The following is a 16,096-nucleotide window of genomic DNA, read 5'->3' as shown; positions in this document are numbered from 1 at the left end:
TCCAGGGGCACGCTCCTGAGGTTTACGGGGCTGGGCGCCGTGACGTGCGCATTCTTGACCCCGTTCGCGGTCTTTCGAGACCGTGGGCGGGGTCGACGTCGTTGTGCCGGAGACCGCCTAGATGTCGTCATGCCTGAGGCATCGCGGGGCTGTTCACCAGAGTCAGGACAGGTGTTCCCCGAACCAGTCCAGGACCCGTTGGTACGCCTGGGCGGCGGCCTGGGCGTTGTAGCGCGGGCCCGTGTCGTTGAAGAAGGCGTGGTTCACGCCCGGGAAGGTCACGATCTCGTGGGGGAGGCCGGCCTTTTCCAGTGCGGCCTTGGCGGCGTCCCTGCTGGCGTTGACGCGGGCGTCCTGCTCCGCGTAGATGGCCAGGACGGCGGCCTTGGTGCCCGTGAAGTCGGCGTGGTCGGGCAGGGGGCCGTAGAAGGGTGCGGCGGCGGACAGGCGTGGTTCGGACGATGACAGCAGGAGCCATGTCATGCCGCCGCCGAAGCAGAAGCCGATCGCGCCAAGTTTTGCCCCGTTCGCGCGCTTGGTCAGCTCGCCCAGTCCCGCCTTCATGTCGGCGACGAAGCGCTCGGGCGGGATCTCGGCCAGCTTGGCGGTGGCCTGCGCGGTGTCGGCGAACGCGGCGGTGCCGCCCTCTCGGGACAGCAGGTCGATCGCCAGGGCCGAGTAGCCGCTGGCGGCGAGTCGGCCGGCCACGGAGCGGATGTGGTCGGTGAGGCCGCGGTTCTCGTGGATCACCAGGACGGCGCCCTTGGGGTTCGCGGCGGCGGCCCAGGCGCCCTGCAGCGTCGTCCCCTCGGGGCCGGGAAAGGTGATGGGCCGCGTGGGCAGGGGCGACGGGCCGGCCGGGGAGGCGGATTCGGCGGGGCCGGACGATGCCGCCGGGGCGCCGGACGATGCCGCTGGGGCGGCGGCGCCGGATGAGGTCGCCGGTGTGCCGCGAGTCGGCTCCGGTGGCGAGCCGCAGGCGGTGAGCAGGGCGCTGGCGGCGGGCAGGGCGATGCCGAGGAGGCCAAGCCGGCGCAGCGCTTCGCGACGTGGGATGAGGCCGTCCGCGTGGTCGATGGCCACCTCTTCGGCGAGGTAGCGCTGGATAGGCGTCATGCCGGGAGATGTACCCCTCCCCAGCGAAAGGCCGGGCAAAAGATTCAGCGGCGGGTGCACACGGCCAGGTGATGGCGCGTCCGAAAGGCCGGGCAAGGGATCAGCGGCGGGCGCGGCTCCTGCACACTGCCAGGGTGATGGCGTACACGATCGGCGGCAGGACGAAGATCGCGATGCGCAGGCCGTACACGATCCAGACGTAGGTCTCGTGTGGTGCGGTGAGGAGTGGCACCGGGGCGTTCGGGTCCGGTGGGGTCTCTGAGACCCACGTCCCGGCCCACAGCACCGTGAAGAAGGTGATCACCGCCGCACCCAGCGCGGTGCGGACGGGGGCGTGTGAGGGACGGTCCAGCAGGTTGTGGACGCGGCGGTCCTTGGTGAAGCGGCGTTCCAGGAACGGGTAGAGGAACAGGATCGTGAAGAAGGCCGTCAGGACCAGCATCGGGATCCAGAGGCCGACCTGCAGGGGGACACCGCCGACGGTGATCACCCACGGCGGCGTCAGGCGTAGCGCGCCTTCCAGGACGCCGTAATACCAGAACGGCTGGGCCGACGGTGGCCAGTTGCCGGGCTGGTACGGCCCGTGCTCCCACACCGGGTTGACCCGGACGAAGGTGGCCAGCACTGCCACCACGGCCATCGTGAACATGGTGGTGGCGCCGTTCTTGACGATGAAGTACGGGAAGAACGGGCCGCCCGTGACCCGCGACTCGTCCGACGTCGGGGTGCGGTGATCGGTGTGCTTCTGCCGCCAGGTCAGGACGATCCCGTGCAGCGGTATGAGCGCCAGCAGGATGCCCGGCACCAGCAGGACGTGCGTCACGAAGATGCGCGGGATGACCTGGCCGGGGAAGTCGCCGTTGAAGACGAGCGCCGACAGGTAGCCGCCGATGAGCGGGGTCGACAGCAGCAGGCCCTGCGCCTCCCGCAGACCGGTCATGGCGAGCTGGTCGGCGGGCAGCGAGACGCCCAGGAACGACTCGAACAGCGCCAGCCCGAACAGCACCACCCCGGTCATCCAGCTCAGCTCGCGCGGCTTGCGGAAGGCGGCGGTGAAGAAGACGCGGAACAGGTGGGCCACGATCGACAGCACGAAGATCGTCGCCGCCCAGTGGTGCATCTGGCGGATCAGCAGGCCGCCCCTGACGTCCAGGCTGATCTCGCGCACCGAGGTGAAGGCCACGTCGGGGTTGGGCTTGTAGAAGAGGGTCAGGAAGGTGCCCGTCAGCACGAGCACGACGAACGAGTAGAGGGCGAACTCGCCGAGCAGGAACGACCAGTGGCTCGGGAAGAGCTTGCGGAGATTCGGGCGGAGCCAGCGGGCCAGGCCGAGGCGCTCGTCCAGGAAGCTCGCGGAGCCCTGCGCGGCCTTGGCCGATCCGGTGACCACACGGGCGCGACGCTGTGGCTTGGTAGGAGTGGCCATCGGGCGCCTCCTGCTAGACGGTGATCCGATTCTATCATCCAGATCTTTCCCAGAAATTGGTTTATACCAATTGGTATAAACCAATTTCTGGCTAAACAGAATATTAATTGGATTAGACCGGTTATGTGCCCTTCACCAGGTGAAACGTTGACTTAACGGGTGAGTGCAGTTTCATCATGATTATCGCCGGTAGAGTCCGGGGCAGAGGCGTTGATTGGAGCTGTGGTGGCCAAGTACGTTTACGACTTCACCGAGGGCAACAAGGATCTCAAGGATCTTCTCGGAGGCAAGGGAGCAAACCTTGCCGAAATGACCAATCTCGGACTGCCCGTTCCTCCCGGGTTCACGATCACCTCCGAGGCGTGCCGCCACTACCTGGCCGAGGGCGCGGTCCCCGACGGCCTGGAGCGGGAGGTGTCCGAGCACCTGGGCGCGATGGAGAAGCGGATGGGCAAGGCGCTCGGCCAGGCCGACGACCCGCTGCTCGTCAGTGTCCGCTCCGGCGCCAAGTTCTCGATGCCCGGGATGATGGAGACCGTCCTCAACATCGGGCTGAACGACGAGTCCGTCCACGGCCTGGCCAAGCAGGCCGGCGGCAACGACCGCTTCGCCTGGGACTCCTACCGCAGGCTCATCCAGATGTTCGGCAAGACCGTGCTCGGCATCGACGGCGAGCTGTTCGAGCACGCGCTCGAATCGCTGAAGGGCGACCGGCAGGACACCGACCTCGACGCGGGCGAGCTGCAGGGCCTGGTCGAGACGTTCAAGGGCATCGTGCGCGAGCAGACCGGCAAGGACTTCCCCGCCGATCCGCGCGAGCAGATGCGGCTGGCCGTCATGGCCGTCTTCGACTCGTGGAACGCTCCGCGCGCCATCCTCTACCGCCGCCAGGAACGCATCCCCGCCGACCTCGGCACCGCGGTCAACATCGTGGCCATGGTCTTCGGCAACGTCGGCAACGACTCGGGCACCGGCGTCGCCTTCACCCGCGACCCCGGCTCCGGCCAGCAGGGCATCTACGGCGACTACCTGCAGAACGCCCAGGGCGAGGACGTCGTCGCCGGCATCCGCAACACGATCCCGCTCCAGGAGCTGGAACGCCTCGACAAGAGCTCGTACGACGAGCTCCTGCGGATCATGGAGACGCTGGAGAACCACTACCGCGACCTGTGCGACATCGAGTTCACGATCGAGCGCGGCAAGCTCTGGATGCTGCAGACCAGAGTCGGCAAGCGCACCGCGGCCGCCGCGTTCTGCATCGCGACCCAGCTCGTCGACCAGGGCCTCATCACGCTCGACGAGGCCGTCACGCGGGTGACGGGCGACCAGCTGGTGCAGCTGATGTTCCCGCGCTTCGACTCGGGCACCGAGAAGAAGAAGATCGCCAAGGGCATGAACGCCTCGCCGGGGGCCGCCGTCGGCAAGGTCGTGTTCTCCTCCGCGCGCGCCGTCGAGCTGGCCGACCAGGGTGAGGACGTCATCCTGGTACGCCGTGAGACCAACCCGGACGACCTGTCCGGGATGATCGCCGCGCGCGGCATCCTGACCAGCCGCGGCGGCAAGACCTCGCACGCCGCCGTGGTCGCCCGCGGCATGGGCAAGACCTGCGTCTGCGGCGCCGAGGAGCTGGAGGTGTCGATCGCCGAGCGCAGGTTCACCGCGCCGGGCGACGTCGTGGTGAACGAGGGCGACGTCATCTCCATCGACGGCACCACCGGCGAGGTCTTCCTCGGCGAGGTGCCCGTGGTGGACTCGGCCGTGGTCGAGTACTTCGAGGGCCGCGAGCCCGACGACGACCTGGTCCGGGCCGTGGACCGGATCATGCGCCGGGCCGACGAGGTGCGCCGGCTGGGCGTGCGGGCCAACGCCGACACCGCCGCCGACGCGGCCAGGGCGCGCCGCTTCGGCGGCGAGGGGATCGGGCTGTGCCGCACCGAGCACATGTTCCTGGGCGAGCGCCGGCAGCTCGTCGAGGATCTGGTGCTGGCTTCCGGCGACGAGGAGCGCCAGGCGGCGCTGGACGCGCTGGAGCCGCTCCAGAAGGCAGACTTCGTCGAGATATTTCGGGCTATGGACGGTCAGCCGGTGACCGTGCGGCTCATCGACCCGCCGCTGCACGAGTTCCTGCCCGACATCGTGGACCTGTCGGTCAAGGCGGCGACCGGCGAGACCTCGGACAAGCAGCGCGACCTGCTGGCCGCCGTCAAGCGGCTGCACGAGGAGAATCCCATGCTCGGCCTGCGCGGCGTACGGCTCGGGCTGGTCATTCCCGGCCTGTTCGCCATGCAGGTACGCGCCATCGCCCAGGCGGCCAAGGACGTGCCGGGAGCCAAGCCGGAGATCATGATCCCGCTCGTCGCCGCCGTACAGGAGCTGGAGGCCGTCCGTGAGGAGGCCGCCGGGATTCTCGCGGACCTCGGCGTCGACGCCCTGGTCGGCACCATGATCGAGACGCCCAGGGCGGCGCTCACCGCGGGGCAGGTCGCCGAGGCGGCCCAGTTCTTCTCCTTCGGCACCAACGACCTGACCCAGATGACCTGGGGCTTCTCCCGCGACGACGTCGAGGCGGCGTTCTTCTCGCGCTACCTGGAGCTGGGCATCTTCGGTGTCTCCCCGTTCGAGACCCTCGACCGTGACGGCGTCGGCCGGCTGGTCAGGATCGCGGTCGAGGAGGGCCGCAAGGCGCGTCCGGACCTCAAGCTCGGCATCTGCGGCGAGCACGGGGGCGATCCCGACTCGGTGCACTTCTGCCACGAGGCCGGGCTCGACTACGTCTCCTGCTCGCCGTTCCGCATCCCGGTCGCCCGCCTGGAGGCCGGCCGCGCGGCCATGGCGGAGTGCGACTCGGACAGCCGCTGAGGAACGGTCGCTGAGGGACAGCCGCCGAGGAACGGCCGCTAGACGGCCGCCTCGGCCTGTTCCAGCGTGGCAGGCACGTAGTCGTGACGCATGCCCAGGTCGCCCAGCCACTTCCGGAGTCCGGGAACGGCGGACGGATCGCCCGCGACCTGGGCCGCGTACTCCGACAGCGCCACCTCCTCGCCGTCGTCGAACAGCAGCCGCGCCGGGCCCGCCCACGACAGCGTCCACCGGGCCTGGCCGTGCTGGATCAGCACGGCCTCCAGCGCCTGGCCGAGCACCCCGGCCAGCAGCGTCTCGGACGGTTTCCAGCCCAGCTCGAGCAGCTTCTCCTCCAGCTCGGGCCGCCGGTCCCTGGCGATCACCTCGAAGGCCGCGTCGAGGTAGGGCCGGGTGGCGCCCAGCACCCGCTGCCCGGCCAGCGCCAGGTCGTTCAGGGCCTCGGCGTTGCGGGCGGCGTACATGCCCTGGGAGATCAGCTCCTCCCACGTCACCGGCCGCAGCCCCGTGAGCGCCTCCGGTGTCCACATCGACTCCTCGACCGCCTGCACCGCCACGTTCGCGTCACGCAGCATGGTGAGGGCCGAGCGGGGGTCGGGCACGTGCTCCGGCTCCGGCAGCAGCTCGATGGCGGCCAGCCGCTCGCTCAGGCTCGGGTGCGAGTCGTAGAGGGAGGTCTCCTCCGGCTGCTCGCCGAGCTTGGCCACCTCGGCCTGCCTGGCAGGGTCGCTCATCAGCGCGTGGAACCCGCCGAACACGGCCGCGGGCCGGTTGCCGCCCACGCCGGTCATCGACAGGTAGCCGGCGGCGTAGATGTCCCAGGCGGCCGCCGTGCCGTGGATCTTGCGCAGCGCCTCCGACATCGCCTGGCGACCGCCGATGCCCACGGCGAACCGGTCGGCCTCCAGCTCCTGCCTGCGCGACACGCCCTGGGAGACGAGCAGGTAGAGCTTGGCGTAGTAGGCGAACAGGCGCTGGATGAACGGATGGTTGCCGAGCCCCTGAACGGTCGCGATCAGCGACACCCGGCCCCGGTAGACCGGCGCGCCCAGGCGGGTGTGGGCGCCGCTGTAGTGGCCCAGCTCGTGGCCGAGCACCGCGCGCATCTCGTCGACCGTGAGGGTCTGCAGCAGCGGCAGCCCGATGTACATGCGCCGCCTGGTGGCCTTCATGCCGAGGAAGCGGGTGTCCTCCGACACGGCCGCGTTGACCTCGGGCACCAGGCGGATCTCGTCGGGCGGCGCCGTACGGACGCGCTGGGACAGGTCTTCGACCACCTGCCAGAGGGCGGGCTCGTGCTCGCGGGTGACCAGTACGCCCGGCTGCTCGCCGTCCTTGCGGCGGCTGACCATGATCAGGGCGCGGACGAGCGCGCCCGCCGCCAGGGTCAGCGGGACCGCGAGCTTGAGCGCGTTGACATGGAAGTCCACCAGCAGCAGCACGTCGAAGAAGACGGCCGCCGCCAGGATGAGGCCGACGAGCAGGTAAAAACCGGCGAGCAGGCCGAAGGCCAGCACCGCCCGGAACGCAGTGGTCATGGAGGAGGGCTCCCGGGGAAGGGGGTTCTCGCGAGGGTTGACACTAGCGGAGACCGGAAACTGGATAAAATCACAGCTCTTATGGCCCGCTACGACGAGCACGACCAGGCACGGTGGGTGCCGGAACCTCCCGGCAACCCGGAGCGGAGCGCGTTCGAACGCGACCGCGCCCGGGTCCTGCACAGCTCCGCGCTCCGCAGACTGGCCGCCAAGACGCAGGTGGTGGGGCCCGGCGAGACCCTCGGCGGCGGCCAGCACATCCCACGCACCCGGCTCACCCACTCGCTCGAATGCGCCCAGGTCGGCAGGGAGATGGGCGCGACGCTCGGCGTCGACCCCGACCTGGTCGAGACGGCCTGCCTGGCGCACGACCTGGGCCATCCGCCGTTCGGCCACAACGGCGAGGTGGCGCTCAACAAGCTGTCCACGTCGTGCGGCGGCTTCGAGGGCAACGCGCAGAGCCTGCGCCTGCTCACCCGGCTGGAGGCCAAGGTCCTCACCGAGGACGGCGGCAGCGCCGGGCTCAACCTCACCAGGGCCGCGCTCGACGCCTCCATCAAATACCCGTGGACCTGCGACAGGTCACCGAAGTTCGGGGTCTACGACGACGACCTGCCGGTCTTCGAGTGGATCAGGGACGGCGCGCCCGAAGGCCGGGTCAGCTTCGAGGCGCAGATCATGGACTGGGCCGACGACGTCGCCTACTCCGTCCACGACCTGGAGGACGCGCTGCACTCCGGCCACGTCACGCCCGAGGCGCTGCTGTCGGCCGGCGAGCGCCGCCAGGTCTGCGAGACCGCCCGCACCTGGTACGCGCCGGGCGCCGACCTGGCCGAGCTCGAAGCCGTCTTCGCCGGGCTGCTCGCCACCCCGCTCTGGCCGCGACGCTTCGAGGCCACCTTCGCCGACCTGGCCGGGCTCAAGGCGCTGACGAGCGGCCTCATCGGCCGCTTCTGCCGCTCCGCCGAGACCGCCACCAAGGACGCGTACGCCTCGCGGCACCGCGCGGAGCTCGTCGTGCCGCCGGCCACGCGGCTGGAGTGCGCGCTGCTCAAGGGCATCACCGCCCATTACGTGATGACCACCGAGGACCACCACGCCAACCAGGTCCGGCAGCGCGACCTCATCTCCGAGCTGGCCTCCCTGATCACGCTCGGCGCGCCCGCCACCCTGGAGCCCGCCTTCCGGCCCTCCTATCTCGGCGCGCCCAACGACGCCGCTCGCGTCCGGGTGGTCATCGACCAGATCGCCTCCCTCACCGACACGTCGGCCGTCGCCTGGCACAAGCGTCTTTCCCGATGACCCCCGGCGGGCGGATACTGCGCCCATGGCTACATATGTGATCGTCGGCGCGGGTCTGGCGGGGGCCAAGGCGGCGCAGACGTTGCGCGAAGAAGGCTCAGGCGACCAGATCGTCCTGATCGGCGCGGAGTCCGAACGCCCTTACGAACGACCGCCCCTGTCGAAGGAATACCTGCTGGGCAAGAGCGAGCGGGAGAAGATCTTCGTCCACGGCGCCGGCTGGTACGCCGACAACGACGTGGATCTCCGGACCGGCCTGCGGGTCACGCGGGTCGAGCTCGACGAGCACGTGGTCAGGTTCGCTGACGGCTCGCGCCAGTCGTACGACAAGCTGCTGATCGCCACGGGGGCGACGCCGAGGCGGCTGCCTGGCCCCGCCCTCTACCTGCGCACGGTCGGGGACAGCGAGGCGCTCAAGGCCCGCTTCGCCGACGCCGGGCGGGTGACCGTCGTCGGCGCGGGCTGGATCGGCCTGGAGACCGCCGCGGCCGCCCGCAAGGCCGGATGCGAGGTCACGATCGTCGAACCCGACCCCACGCCGCTGTACCGGCCGCTCGGGCCCGAACTCGGCGAGGTCTTCGCCCGGCTGCACCGGCGCAACGGCGTCGACCTGCGCACCGGTACCGGCGCCGCGGAGATCACCGAGACCGGCGTGCGGCTCAGCTCCGGCGAGCGCCTGACCGCCGACCTGGTGGTCGTCGGCATCGGCGCGGCACCCGAGGTCGGCCTGGCCCGCGACGCCGGACTGGACGTCGGCAGCGGCATCCTGACGGACGCCGCCCTGCGCACCTCGCATCCCGACGTGTTCGCCGCGGGCGACGTCGCCGAGGCCTTCCACCCGCTGTACGGCCGGCGCATCCGGGTCGAACACTGGGCCAACGCGCTCAACGGCGGCCCCGTGGCGGCCCGGTCCATGCTGGGCCAGGACGTCACCTACGACCGCCTGCCGTACTTCTACACCGACCAGTACGACCTGGGCATGGAGTTCAACGGCGACATCCAGGGCTACGACGACGTCGTCTACCGGGGCTCGGTCCCCGACCAGGAGTTCGTCGCCTACTGGCTGCGCGAGGGCAAGGTCGTCGCCGGCATGAACGTCAACATCTGGGACGTCGCCGGCGAGATCAAGGAACTCATCCGCTCCGGAGCGACCGTGGACCCGAAGGAGCTCACGTCGGATCGGTAATGATGATCGGGGTCTGAGACGGCTTGGCGCCGGTCCTCTTCTTCTTTTTCTTCTTGGTGGTGGGGGTGGGTTCCGGCGCCTGCTTCGACGCGCACTGAACCGAGCAGGGCGGCGTCTCGCCCACCTTGCCGCGCAACTTCAGCGTCTCCTCCTTCGGCGACAGCGTCTTGTTGCCGGACTGCCAGGCGTCGAGGTAGCTCCAGGGGTTCACCATGCCCCGGCGCACCCACCAGTAGGCGGGACCGGTCTTCCAGGAGATCGCGAAGTACAGGTTCGGGGCGGTGGCGCCGGCGTTGCCGGAGTTGCCGACCTGGCCGAGCTTCTGCCCGACCTTCACCCGCGCGCCCGGCTTGAGGCCGTCGGCCACGGTGTCGAGATGGCCGCCGAGGTAGCGGACGCCGTCGTCGCCGATGATCGTGACGTAGCGGCCCTCACGGGTGGCGCCCGCGTCGGTGGCGAACGCCCACCTGTTCACGGTGTTGACCTCGTCGACCACGCCGTCGACCGGCGAGACGAAGGCGCATCCCTTGGCCGCCCAGATCGTCGTCTTCGGGAGGACGAGGAGCTTGCGCTGGTAGGTCGTCTTGCAGCCCTGGACGGGGAAGGAGTAGGTGTACTTCGACACCTTCGGCGGTGGGATCTTGGTCGGATCCTCGCCCTTGGGCGGCGTCTCGGCCGACTGAGCGTCGCCCGACGGGATGGTGGCGGTGACCGACGGGCTGGCGCTCGCCGTGGTCGCGGCCGTTGACTGCGCGCTGACGCCCGCCACTCCGGTGGCCGGCGAGCACGCGCTCGCCAGAAGCGCTGCGCCCGTTAAGGCCGCCCATCGTCCGAGATGCCCCGCTCGCATGATCTCCACCCGTGTCGATGTTCCACCGCAAACATTTACCTTTGTAGCCGACCGGGGACGTGCTACCGACATATTTCCCCCATTCGCGACTCGACGGTGACATCCCCTTACCAGCAGGTCACCGTCACCTCACGGAGGGCAGTCATGAGCCCGGGTGGGGCCGGTTGTCGTAGCGCGGGAATAGACTCACCGGCGTGGCTGGCCGGATCCGTGACGTCGACATCGCGCTCGTTCGTGAGCGATCACCCATCGCCGATGTGATCGGCGAGCACATCCAGTTGCGCAACGCGGGGGGCGGCAACCTCAAGGGGTTGTGCCCGTTCCACGATGAGAAGAGCCCGTCCTTCAACGTGACGCCCGAGCGCGGCATGTACTTCTGCTTCGGCTGCAGTGAGGGCGGCGACGTCATCACGTTCGTCGAGAAGATCGAGCACCTGACGTTCGGCGAGGCGGTCGAGCGGCTGGCGCAGCGGGCCGGCATCCAGTTGCAGTACGAGCAGGGCGGCTACATGCCGCGGCGCGACCACGGTGAGCGGGCCCGGCTGATCGAGGCGCACAAGGCCGCCGCCGAGTTCTACGCCGACAAGCTGCTCGGCCCGGACGCCGCGCCCGGGCGGCGGTTCCTGTCGGAGCGGGGGTTCGAGCGGGCCGACGCCGAGTTGTTCGGCGTGGGCTACGCGCCCAACGAGTGGGAGGCGCTGGCCCGGCATCTCATGGGGCGCGGCTTCACCGCCGAGGAGATCGTCAAGGGCGGGCTGGCCAAGGAGGGGCGCCGCGGGCCGATGGACCGGTTCCGCGGGCGGCTGATCTGGCCGATCCGTGATGCGACGGGCGACGTGATCGGGTTCGGGGCGCGCAAGCTGCTCGACTCCGACGACGGGCCGAAATATCTCAACACCCCTGATTCCCCGCTCTACAAGAAGAGCCAGGTGCTCTACGGCATCGACCTGGCCAAGCGGGAGATCTCCAAGCGGTCCCAGGCGGTGATCGTCGAGGGCTACACCGACGTCATGGCCTGCCACCTGGCGGGGGTGCCGACGGCGGTCGCCACCTGCGGCACGTCGTTCGGCGAGGAGCACATCAAGATCCTGCGGCGCTTCCTGCTCGACCAGGCGGAGTTCCGCGGCGAGGTGATCTTCACCTTCGACGGCGACGCGGCCGGGCAGAAGGCGGCGCTGCGGGCGTTCGCCGACGAGCAGAAGTTCGTCACCCAGACCTACGTGGCCGTGCAGCCCGACGGGCTCGACCCGTGCGACCTGCGCGTCAAGCAGGGCGACGCGGCCGTGCGCGACCTGATCGCCAGCCGCGAGCCGCTGTTCCAGTTCGCCATCCGCAGCACGATCAGCCGCTACGACCTGCGCAGCAACGAGGGCAAGATCGCCGCGCTCGACGCGGCGGCGCCGATCGTGGCCGGGATCAAGGACGTCGGCCTGCGCAAGCGCTACGCGATCGACCTCGACCGGTGGCTCGGCTTCATGGACGAGCGGTTCGTCATGCAGCGCATCGCCGAGGTCGGCGGGGCCCAGCAGGGCCGCCCGCAGCGGGCGCCGAAGGCCGCGCCCGTCGATCCCAACGTGCGGGTCGAGGGCGAGCTGCTCAAACTGGCCATCCAGCGGCCCGCGCTGCTCGGCCCCCGCTTCGACGCGCTCGACCCGCGGGCGTTCACCGCGCCCGACCATGTCCTCGTGCACCAGGTGATCACCGCGGCGGGGGGCGCCGCGTCGGCCGGCCACGGCGGCCGGGAGTGGGTCGACCGGCTCCTGGAGCAGTGTCACGACGAGGTGACGCGGGCGCTGGTGACCCGGTTCGCGGTCGAGGCGATCCGGGCCGACTCGCACACCGAGGAGCGCTACGGGGCGGCCATGCTGGCGGCGATCGAGGCCATCGCGGTCGACCGGGCGATCGCTCAGGTCAAGTCGCGCATCCAGCGGCTCAACCCGGTGGACGAGCAGCAGGACTACAACCGGCTGTTCGGCGAATTGGTGGCGCTGGAGCAGCAGCGCAGGGTCCTCCGGGACCGGGCCGCGGGCAGCTGAGGGTTTTCGGCGGGGATGTGAGCACCCGCTTTGCCCACGCCGTCGGCCGCGAATGGGGCCCCGTAACGGCTTGTTCAAGAGCTGGTGACCAGAAGATGTCGGGAACTTGTTGAATCCAGATGACGGTGGCGGAATCCTTCACGCGCCCCGCCGGACCTCGGAGTCAATCCGTATCCGGGCAGGCTGCGCCATGCGACCGGCGACAACCCCGGGCCGGACGCGCCTTACTCGACCGCGTAATGGACTTTACTTTCCTGATCAAAGTCCCGCCAAACCTTAAAGCGATCTCGTTTTGGTAAGGGTCACGGCCTTACCTTCGGTTACAAAAATGGGTCTGCCATTTTACGGAACCAATACTGCAGACTGTGTCCCGTGGGTGCATCGGTACTGCCAAGTGGACCGCCATCCGTAGATCAAGTGGCGGACCTCGTCGCTAAGGGAAGGGAGCGCGGAAGCGTAACCGTCGATGACGTCGCAGCCGCGCTTGACCGCTCAGAGCTCCCGTCCGACGCGTTGGAACGCGTCGTGCGGATGCTCGCGGAGAACGGCGTGGAGGTTCTCGAACCCCAGGGAGAGGAAGAGACCACCCGCGCCGACGAGGAAGACGTAGGCAAGCGGGCCCCGACCAGCGATCTTGTCCGTATCTACCTGCGGGAGATCGGCCGGGTGCCGCTGCTCACAGCCGAAGAGGAGGTGGAGCTCGCCAAGTCGATCGAAGCGGGTCTGTTCGCCGAGGACAAGCTGGCCAGTGGGGTCTCGCGGTTGGCCTTCCCTGAGTTCAGGGAGCTCGTCTGGCAGGGAACCCGGGCGAAACAGCGCCTCATCGAGGCCAATCTCAGGCTCGTCGTCTCGATCGCCAAGCGTTATGTGGGTCGTGGAATGCTCTTCCTGGACCTCATCCAGGAAGGCAACCTCGGGCTCATCCGCGCGGTCGAGAAGTTCGACTACACCAAGGGATACAAGTTCTCCACTTATGCCACGTGGTGGATCCGGCAGGCGATCACGCGGGCGATAGCCGACCAGGCGCGCACCATTCGCATTCCGGTGCACATGGTGGAGACGATCAACAAGCTCGTCAGAGTGCAGCGACAGCTCCACCAGGACCTGGGGCGCGAACCCGCGCCCGAGGAGATCGCCAAGGAGATGGATCTCCCGGTCGATCGCGTGGTGGAGATCCAGCGCATCGCCCAGGAGCCGGTGTCACTGCAGTCGCCGATCGGTGAGGAAGACTCCGACCTCGGCGATTTCATCGAGGACGCCGACGCGGTCGTGCCCATGGAGGCGGCGGCCTTCATCATGCTGCAGGACCAGCTCGACGACATCCTGGCGACGCTGTCGGACCGCGAGCAGCGCATCATCCAGCTCCGCTTCGGCCTGGCCGACGGGCATCCGCGCACACTGGAGGAGGTGGGCAGGGAGTTCGGCGTCACCAGGGAGCGCATCCGGCAGATCGAGTCGAAGACGCTGGCCAAGCTCCGCCACCCGACCAGGGCGCAGATGCTCCGCGACTATCTGGATTGACTCTTGCGGCGAAGAACGGCGGGCCCGGGGAGTTCCCCGGGCCCGCCGTTCTTACGAACAGCCCTCGAACTGGGGGACCGCGATGGTGCTGAGGTTCAGGCCGGCCTTGCCGAACCACTTGTGCAGCAGCTTCGAGGCCGTCCCGTCCTGGTACATGGTGGTGATCGCCCGGTTGACCGCCTCGCAGCCCGCGACGTCGCCCTTGTGCATGCCGACCCCGGTCCGCTGCTCGTTGAACTGGGCGTTGACCAGGCGCAGCCCGCTGCCGTCCTTGATGGCCAGCCCGGCCAGGATGACGTCGTTGGTGGTGATCGCGTCCACCCGGTGGTCCTTGAGCGCCGCCATACAGGCCGCGTAGTCGCTTACCGGCACCACCTGCGCGGCCACCTTGCGCTCCTCCACGACCCGCTGCGCCGCGTTCGAGCCCTGCACCTGGCAGATCTTGCGGCCCTTGAGGTCGCGGACGTTTCCGATCGACGGCTCGTCCGGGCGTACCAGGATGTCCTGGTAGGAGATGTGGTACGGCCCGGCGAACAGGACCTTCGACTTGCGGTCCTGGCTGATCGTGTACGTGGCCAGCACCAGGTCGGCCTTGCCGTCGACCAGGACCTTCTCCCGGTCGGCCGCCAGCACCGGGATGAACTCGAAGTCCTTGCCGAGCTTCTGGGCGATGTAGCGGGCCACGTCCACGTCGAAGCCCTCGAAGGTGCCGTCGGCCTTGCGCGCGCCGACCGACGGCAGGTCGGTGCGGACCCCGATGACGATCTTGTCCTTGGACTCGATCGACTCCTGGCCGCCCATGCCGCACCCCCCGGCGAGCAGTGCCGTCAGGGCCAGCACCGCGGGTAGCAGCCGCTTCATCGATACTCCTTCAGCCGTGGCCACACCCCGGCGATGACCAGCAGGCCGAGGCCGCCGATCGCGAACGGGAGCAGCCGCCACAGGTTGTCGAGCGCGCTCTCGCCGGCGTCCGTGGCCCGCTTGAACACGGCCTCATGCTGCTCGGCGAGTTTCAGCAGCGCCTTGTCGTAGGCGTCGAAGGACTCGCGGACCGTCCCCAGCCGGGCCGACACGGCCTCACTGGCCTGACCACTGGCGGCCAGGGCGCGGAACTTGGCGTCGGCGTCCTGGAAGCGGGTGTACGCGTCGAGCGCCCGCTCGCCGTCGCTGCCGCCGAGCTCGGTGCCCAGCAGGCCGAGGAAGTGCTTGGCGCCCTGCGCCACCTTGGCCTGGTAGCCGTCGAGGTTGCCCGCCTCCAGGTAGATCACCGACTGCGACTTGTCGAGGAAGGTGTGCTCGTAGGTGTCGGCCCGGCCCTTGTCGAGCAGGAACCGGCTCTGGTCGCCGTGCAGGCTGTTACTGATCGCGCGGGCCCTGGCCAGCGTGAGCACCGAGTCGAAGCCGTCGGCCTTGGCGGTGCGCAGCTCCTGCAGATCCCGGCCGAGCACGTTCACCCCGGCGACCAGCGCGACGATGGTCACGACGGTCGCGGCCAGCAGCGCCGGCCCGAACACCCGGCGGAAGCGCCGCGCCAGGAAGACCTGCAGCCAGATCAGGCAGCTCAGCGCCAGCAGCCCGGCCACGATCACCGCGAACCGTACGGTCGGCACCATGACGCTCTTCTCGTCATAGGTGCGCCGCACGATCGTGCCGCTCTCCAGCGTCAGGTTGTAGGCCTGGGGGAGCAGGACCAGCCGCATCAGGTCGGTGGCCTGCCGGTACACCTCGACCACCTTCTGCGGCGGCGGGCCGGCCGGGTGATCGGCCTGGGTGTCGAGCAGCAGCGCCTGCCCGGCCAGCCGCTCGTAGCGGCCGAGGCCGTCGAGCACGGACTGGACGGTCTGCCGCTCGGCCGGGTTGTCGCCGGACAGCTCGAACGCCTTCAGCAGCGCCTGGTTGGCCTCGGAGCGCCGGCGTTCGTACTGGGCGATGGCGGCCTGGCGCTGGGGGCCGTACTCCTTGCCCATCAGCAGGGCGTCGGCGACCTGCGCGTCCATGTCGCTCAGCCCGAGATACAGGCCGGCGGTGGCGACGACCTGCGGGCCCGCGTCGCGGCCGATCACCGTCAGCCCGTCGCGCGCGCTCGTGCTCCCGGCCGCCAGCGCGGCGAAGAGCAGCGCCAGGGAGGCCACGGTGATGCCGGAGATGACGCGGATCCGGCCAGGCACGCTCCGGCGCGCCGGAGCCGGGGTCCCCGGCGGGGCCGGCACGGCCTGACCGGGCCGGCCGGCCTGGACGATGGTCATGGCGCCCCCTCATGGC

Annotated in this window: 11 protein-coding genes; 5 read left to right on the top strand and 6 right to left on the bottom strand. The window is 69.5% G+C overall.

Translation table 11 applies throughout. The features are described 5' to 3' along the window. Positions 1-162: 162 nt before the first annotated feature. Both KME78_RS04360 and KME78_RS04355 read right to left on the bottom strand, forming a co-directional pair. Positions 163-1,116: a dienelactone hydrolase family protein gene (locus KME78_RS04360; protein ID WP_219527436.1), complete on the bottom strand. Its 954-nt coding sequence runs from the start codon at positions 1,114-1,116 to the stop codon at positions 163-165. 100 nt (positions 1,117-1,216) lie between these two features. Then, positions 1,217-2,542 carry a cytochrome b gene (locus KME78_RS04355; protein ID WP_219527435.1) on the bottom strand — a complete coding sequence of 442 codons (1,326 nt, stop codon included), beginning with the start codon at positions 2,540-2,542 and terminating at the stop codon, positions 1,217-1,219. Positions 2,543-2,767: 225 nt separating this feature from the next. On the opposite strand from KME78_RS04355, the gene ppdK reads away from it, so the two are divergent. After that, the gene (gene ppdK, locus KME78_RS04350) at positions 2,768-5,401 is read left to right on the top strand and encodes a pyruvate, phosphate dikinase (RefSeq protein ID WP_219527434.1); all 2,634 of its coding nucleotides are present in this window, start codon (positions 2,768-2,770) and stop codon (positions 5,399-5,401) included. Positions 5,402-5,439: 38 nt separating this feature from the next. Here the strand turns inward: ppdK and KME78_RS04345 are convergent, their stop codons facing one another. Then, positions 5,440-6,939 (bottom strand): M48 family metallopeptidase, encoded by a 1,500-nt coding sequence (locus KME78_RS04345; RefSeq protein ID WP_219527433.1) that lies wholly within the window; start codon positions 6,937-6,939, stop codon positions 5,440-5,442. 81 nt (positions 6,940-7,020) lie between these two features. Here KME78_RS04345 and KME78_RS04340 point away from each other — a divergent pair, with 81 nt between their 5' ends. Further along, positions 7,021-8,241 (top strand): deoxyguanosinetriphosphate triphosphohydrolase, encoded by a 1,221-nt coding sequence (locus KME78_RS04340; RefSeq protein ID WP_219527432.1) that lies wholly within the window; start codon positions 7,021-7,023, stop codon positions 8,239-8,241. A 25-nt stretch (positions 8,242-8,266) separates the two neighbouring features. Continuing rightward, the gene (locus KME78_RS04335) at positions 8,267-9,427 is read left to right on the top strand and encodes an NAD(P)/FAD-dependent oxidoreductase (RefSeq protein WP_246650384.1); all 1,161 of its coding nucleotides are present in this window, start codon (positions 8,267-8,269) and stop codon (positions 9,425-9,427) included. Here KME78_RS04335 and KME78_RS04330 read toward each other — a convergent pair. Further along, complete coding sequence (locus tag KME78_RS04330) at positions 9,411-10,277, bottom strand: M23 family metallopeptidase (protein ID WP_219527431.1); 867 nt, start codon at positions 10,275-10,277, stop codon at positions 9,411-9,413. The two genes, KME78_RS04335 and KME78_RS04330, sit on opposite strands and share 17 nt — an antisense overlap. A 194-nt stretch (positions 10,278-10,471) precedes the next feature. Between KME78_RS04330 and dnaG the strand changes: the two genes are divergently transcribed. Next, a complete protein-coding gene (gene dnaG / locus KME78_RS04325; RefSeq protein WP_219527430.1) occupies positions 10,472-12,313 on the top strand; it encodes a DNA primase in 1,842 nt (613 codons plus the stop codon). A 417-nt stretch (positions 12,314-12,730) separates the two neighbouring features. Next, a complete protein-coding gene (gene rpoD / locus KME78_RS04320; RefSeq protein WP_214638280.1) occupies positions 12,731-13,834 on the top strand; it encodes an RNA polymerase sigma factor RpoD in 1,104 nt (367 codons plus the stop codon). A 51-nt stretch (positions 13,835-13,885) separates the two neighbouring features. Here the strand turns inward: rpoD and KME78_RS04315 are convergent, their stop codons facing one another. After that, positions 13,886-14,695, bottom strand: a complete 810-nt coding sequence (locus KME78_RS04315; RefSeq protein ID WP_219527429.1) for a glutamate ABC transporter substrate-binding protein — start codon at positions 14,693-14,695, stop codon at positions 13,886-13,888. Continuing rightward, positions 14,692-16,080 carry a GlnX family signal transduction membrane protein gene (locus KME78_RS04310; protein WP_219527428.1) on the bottom strand — a complete coding sequence of 463 codons (1,389 nt, stop codon included), beginning with the start codon at positions 16,078-16,080 and terminating at the stop codon, positions 14,692-14,694. Before KME78_RS04310 ends, KME78_RS04315 begins: the two co-directional genes overlap by 4 nt. Positions 16,081-16,096: the final 16 nt, after the last annotated feature.

The sequence above is a fragment of the Nonomuraea guangzhouensis genome, from assembly GCF_019396345.1.
Taxonomy (GTDB): Bacteria; Actinomycetota; Actinomycetes; order Streptosporangiales; family Streptosporangiaceae; genus Nonomuraea; species Nonomuraea guangzhouensis.
Note: the sequence above shows the minus strand (reverse complement) of the source record. Positions and strands in the feature narration are given on the sequence as shown.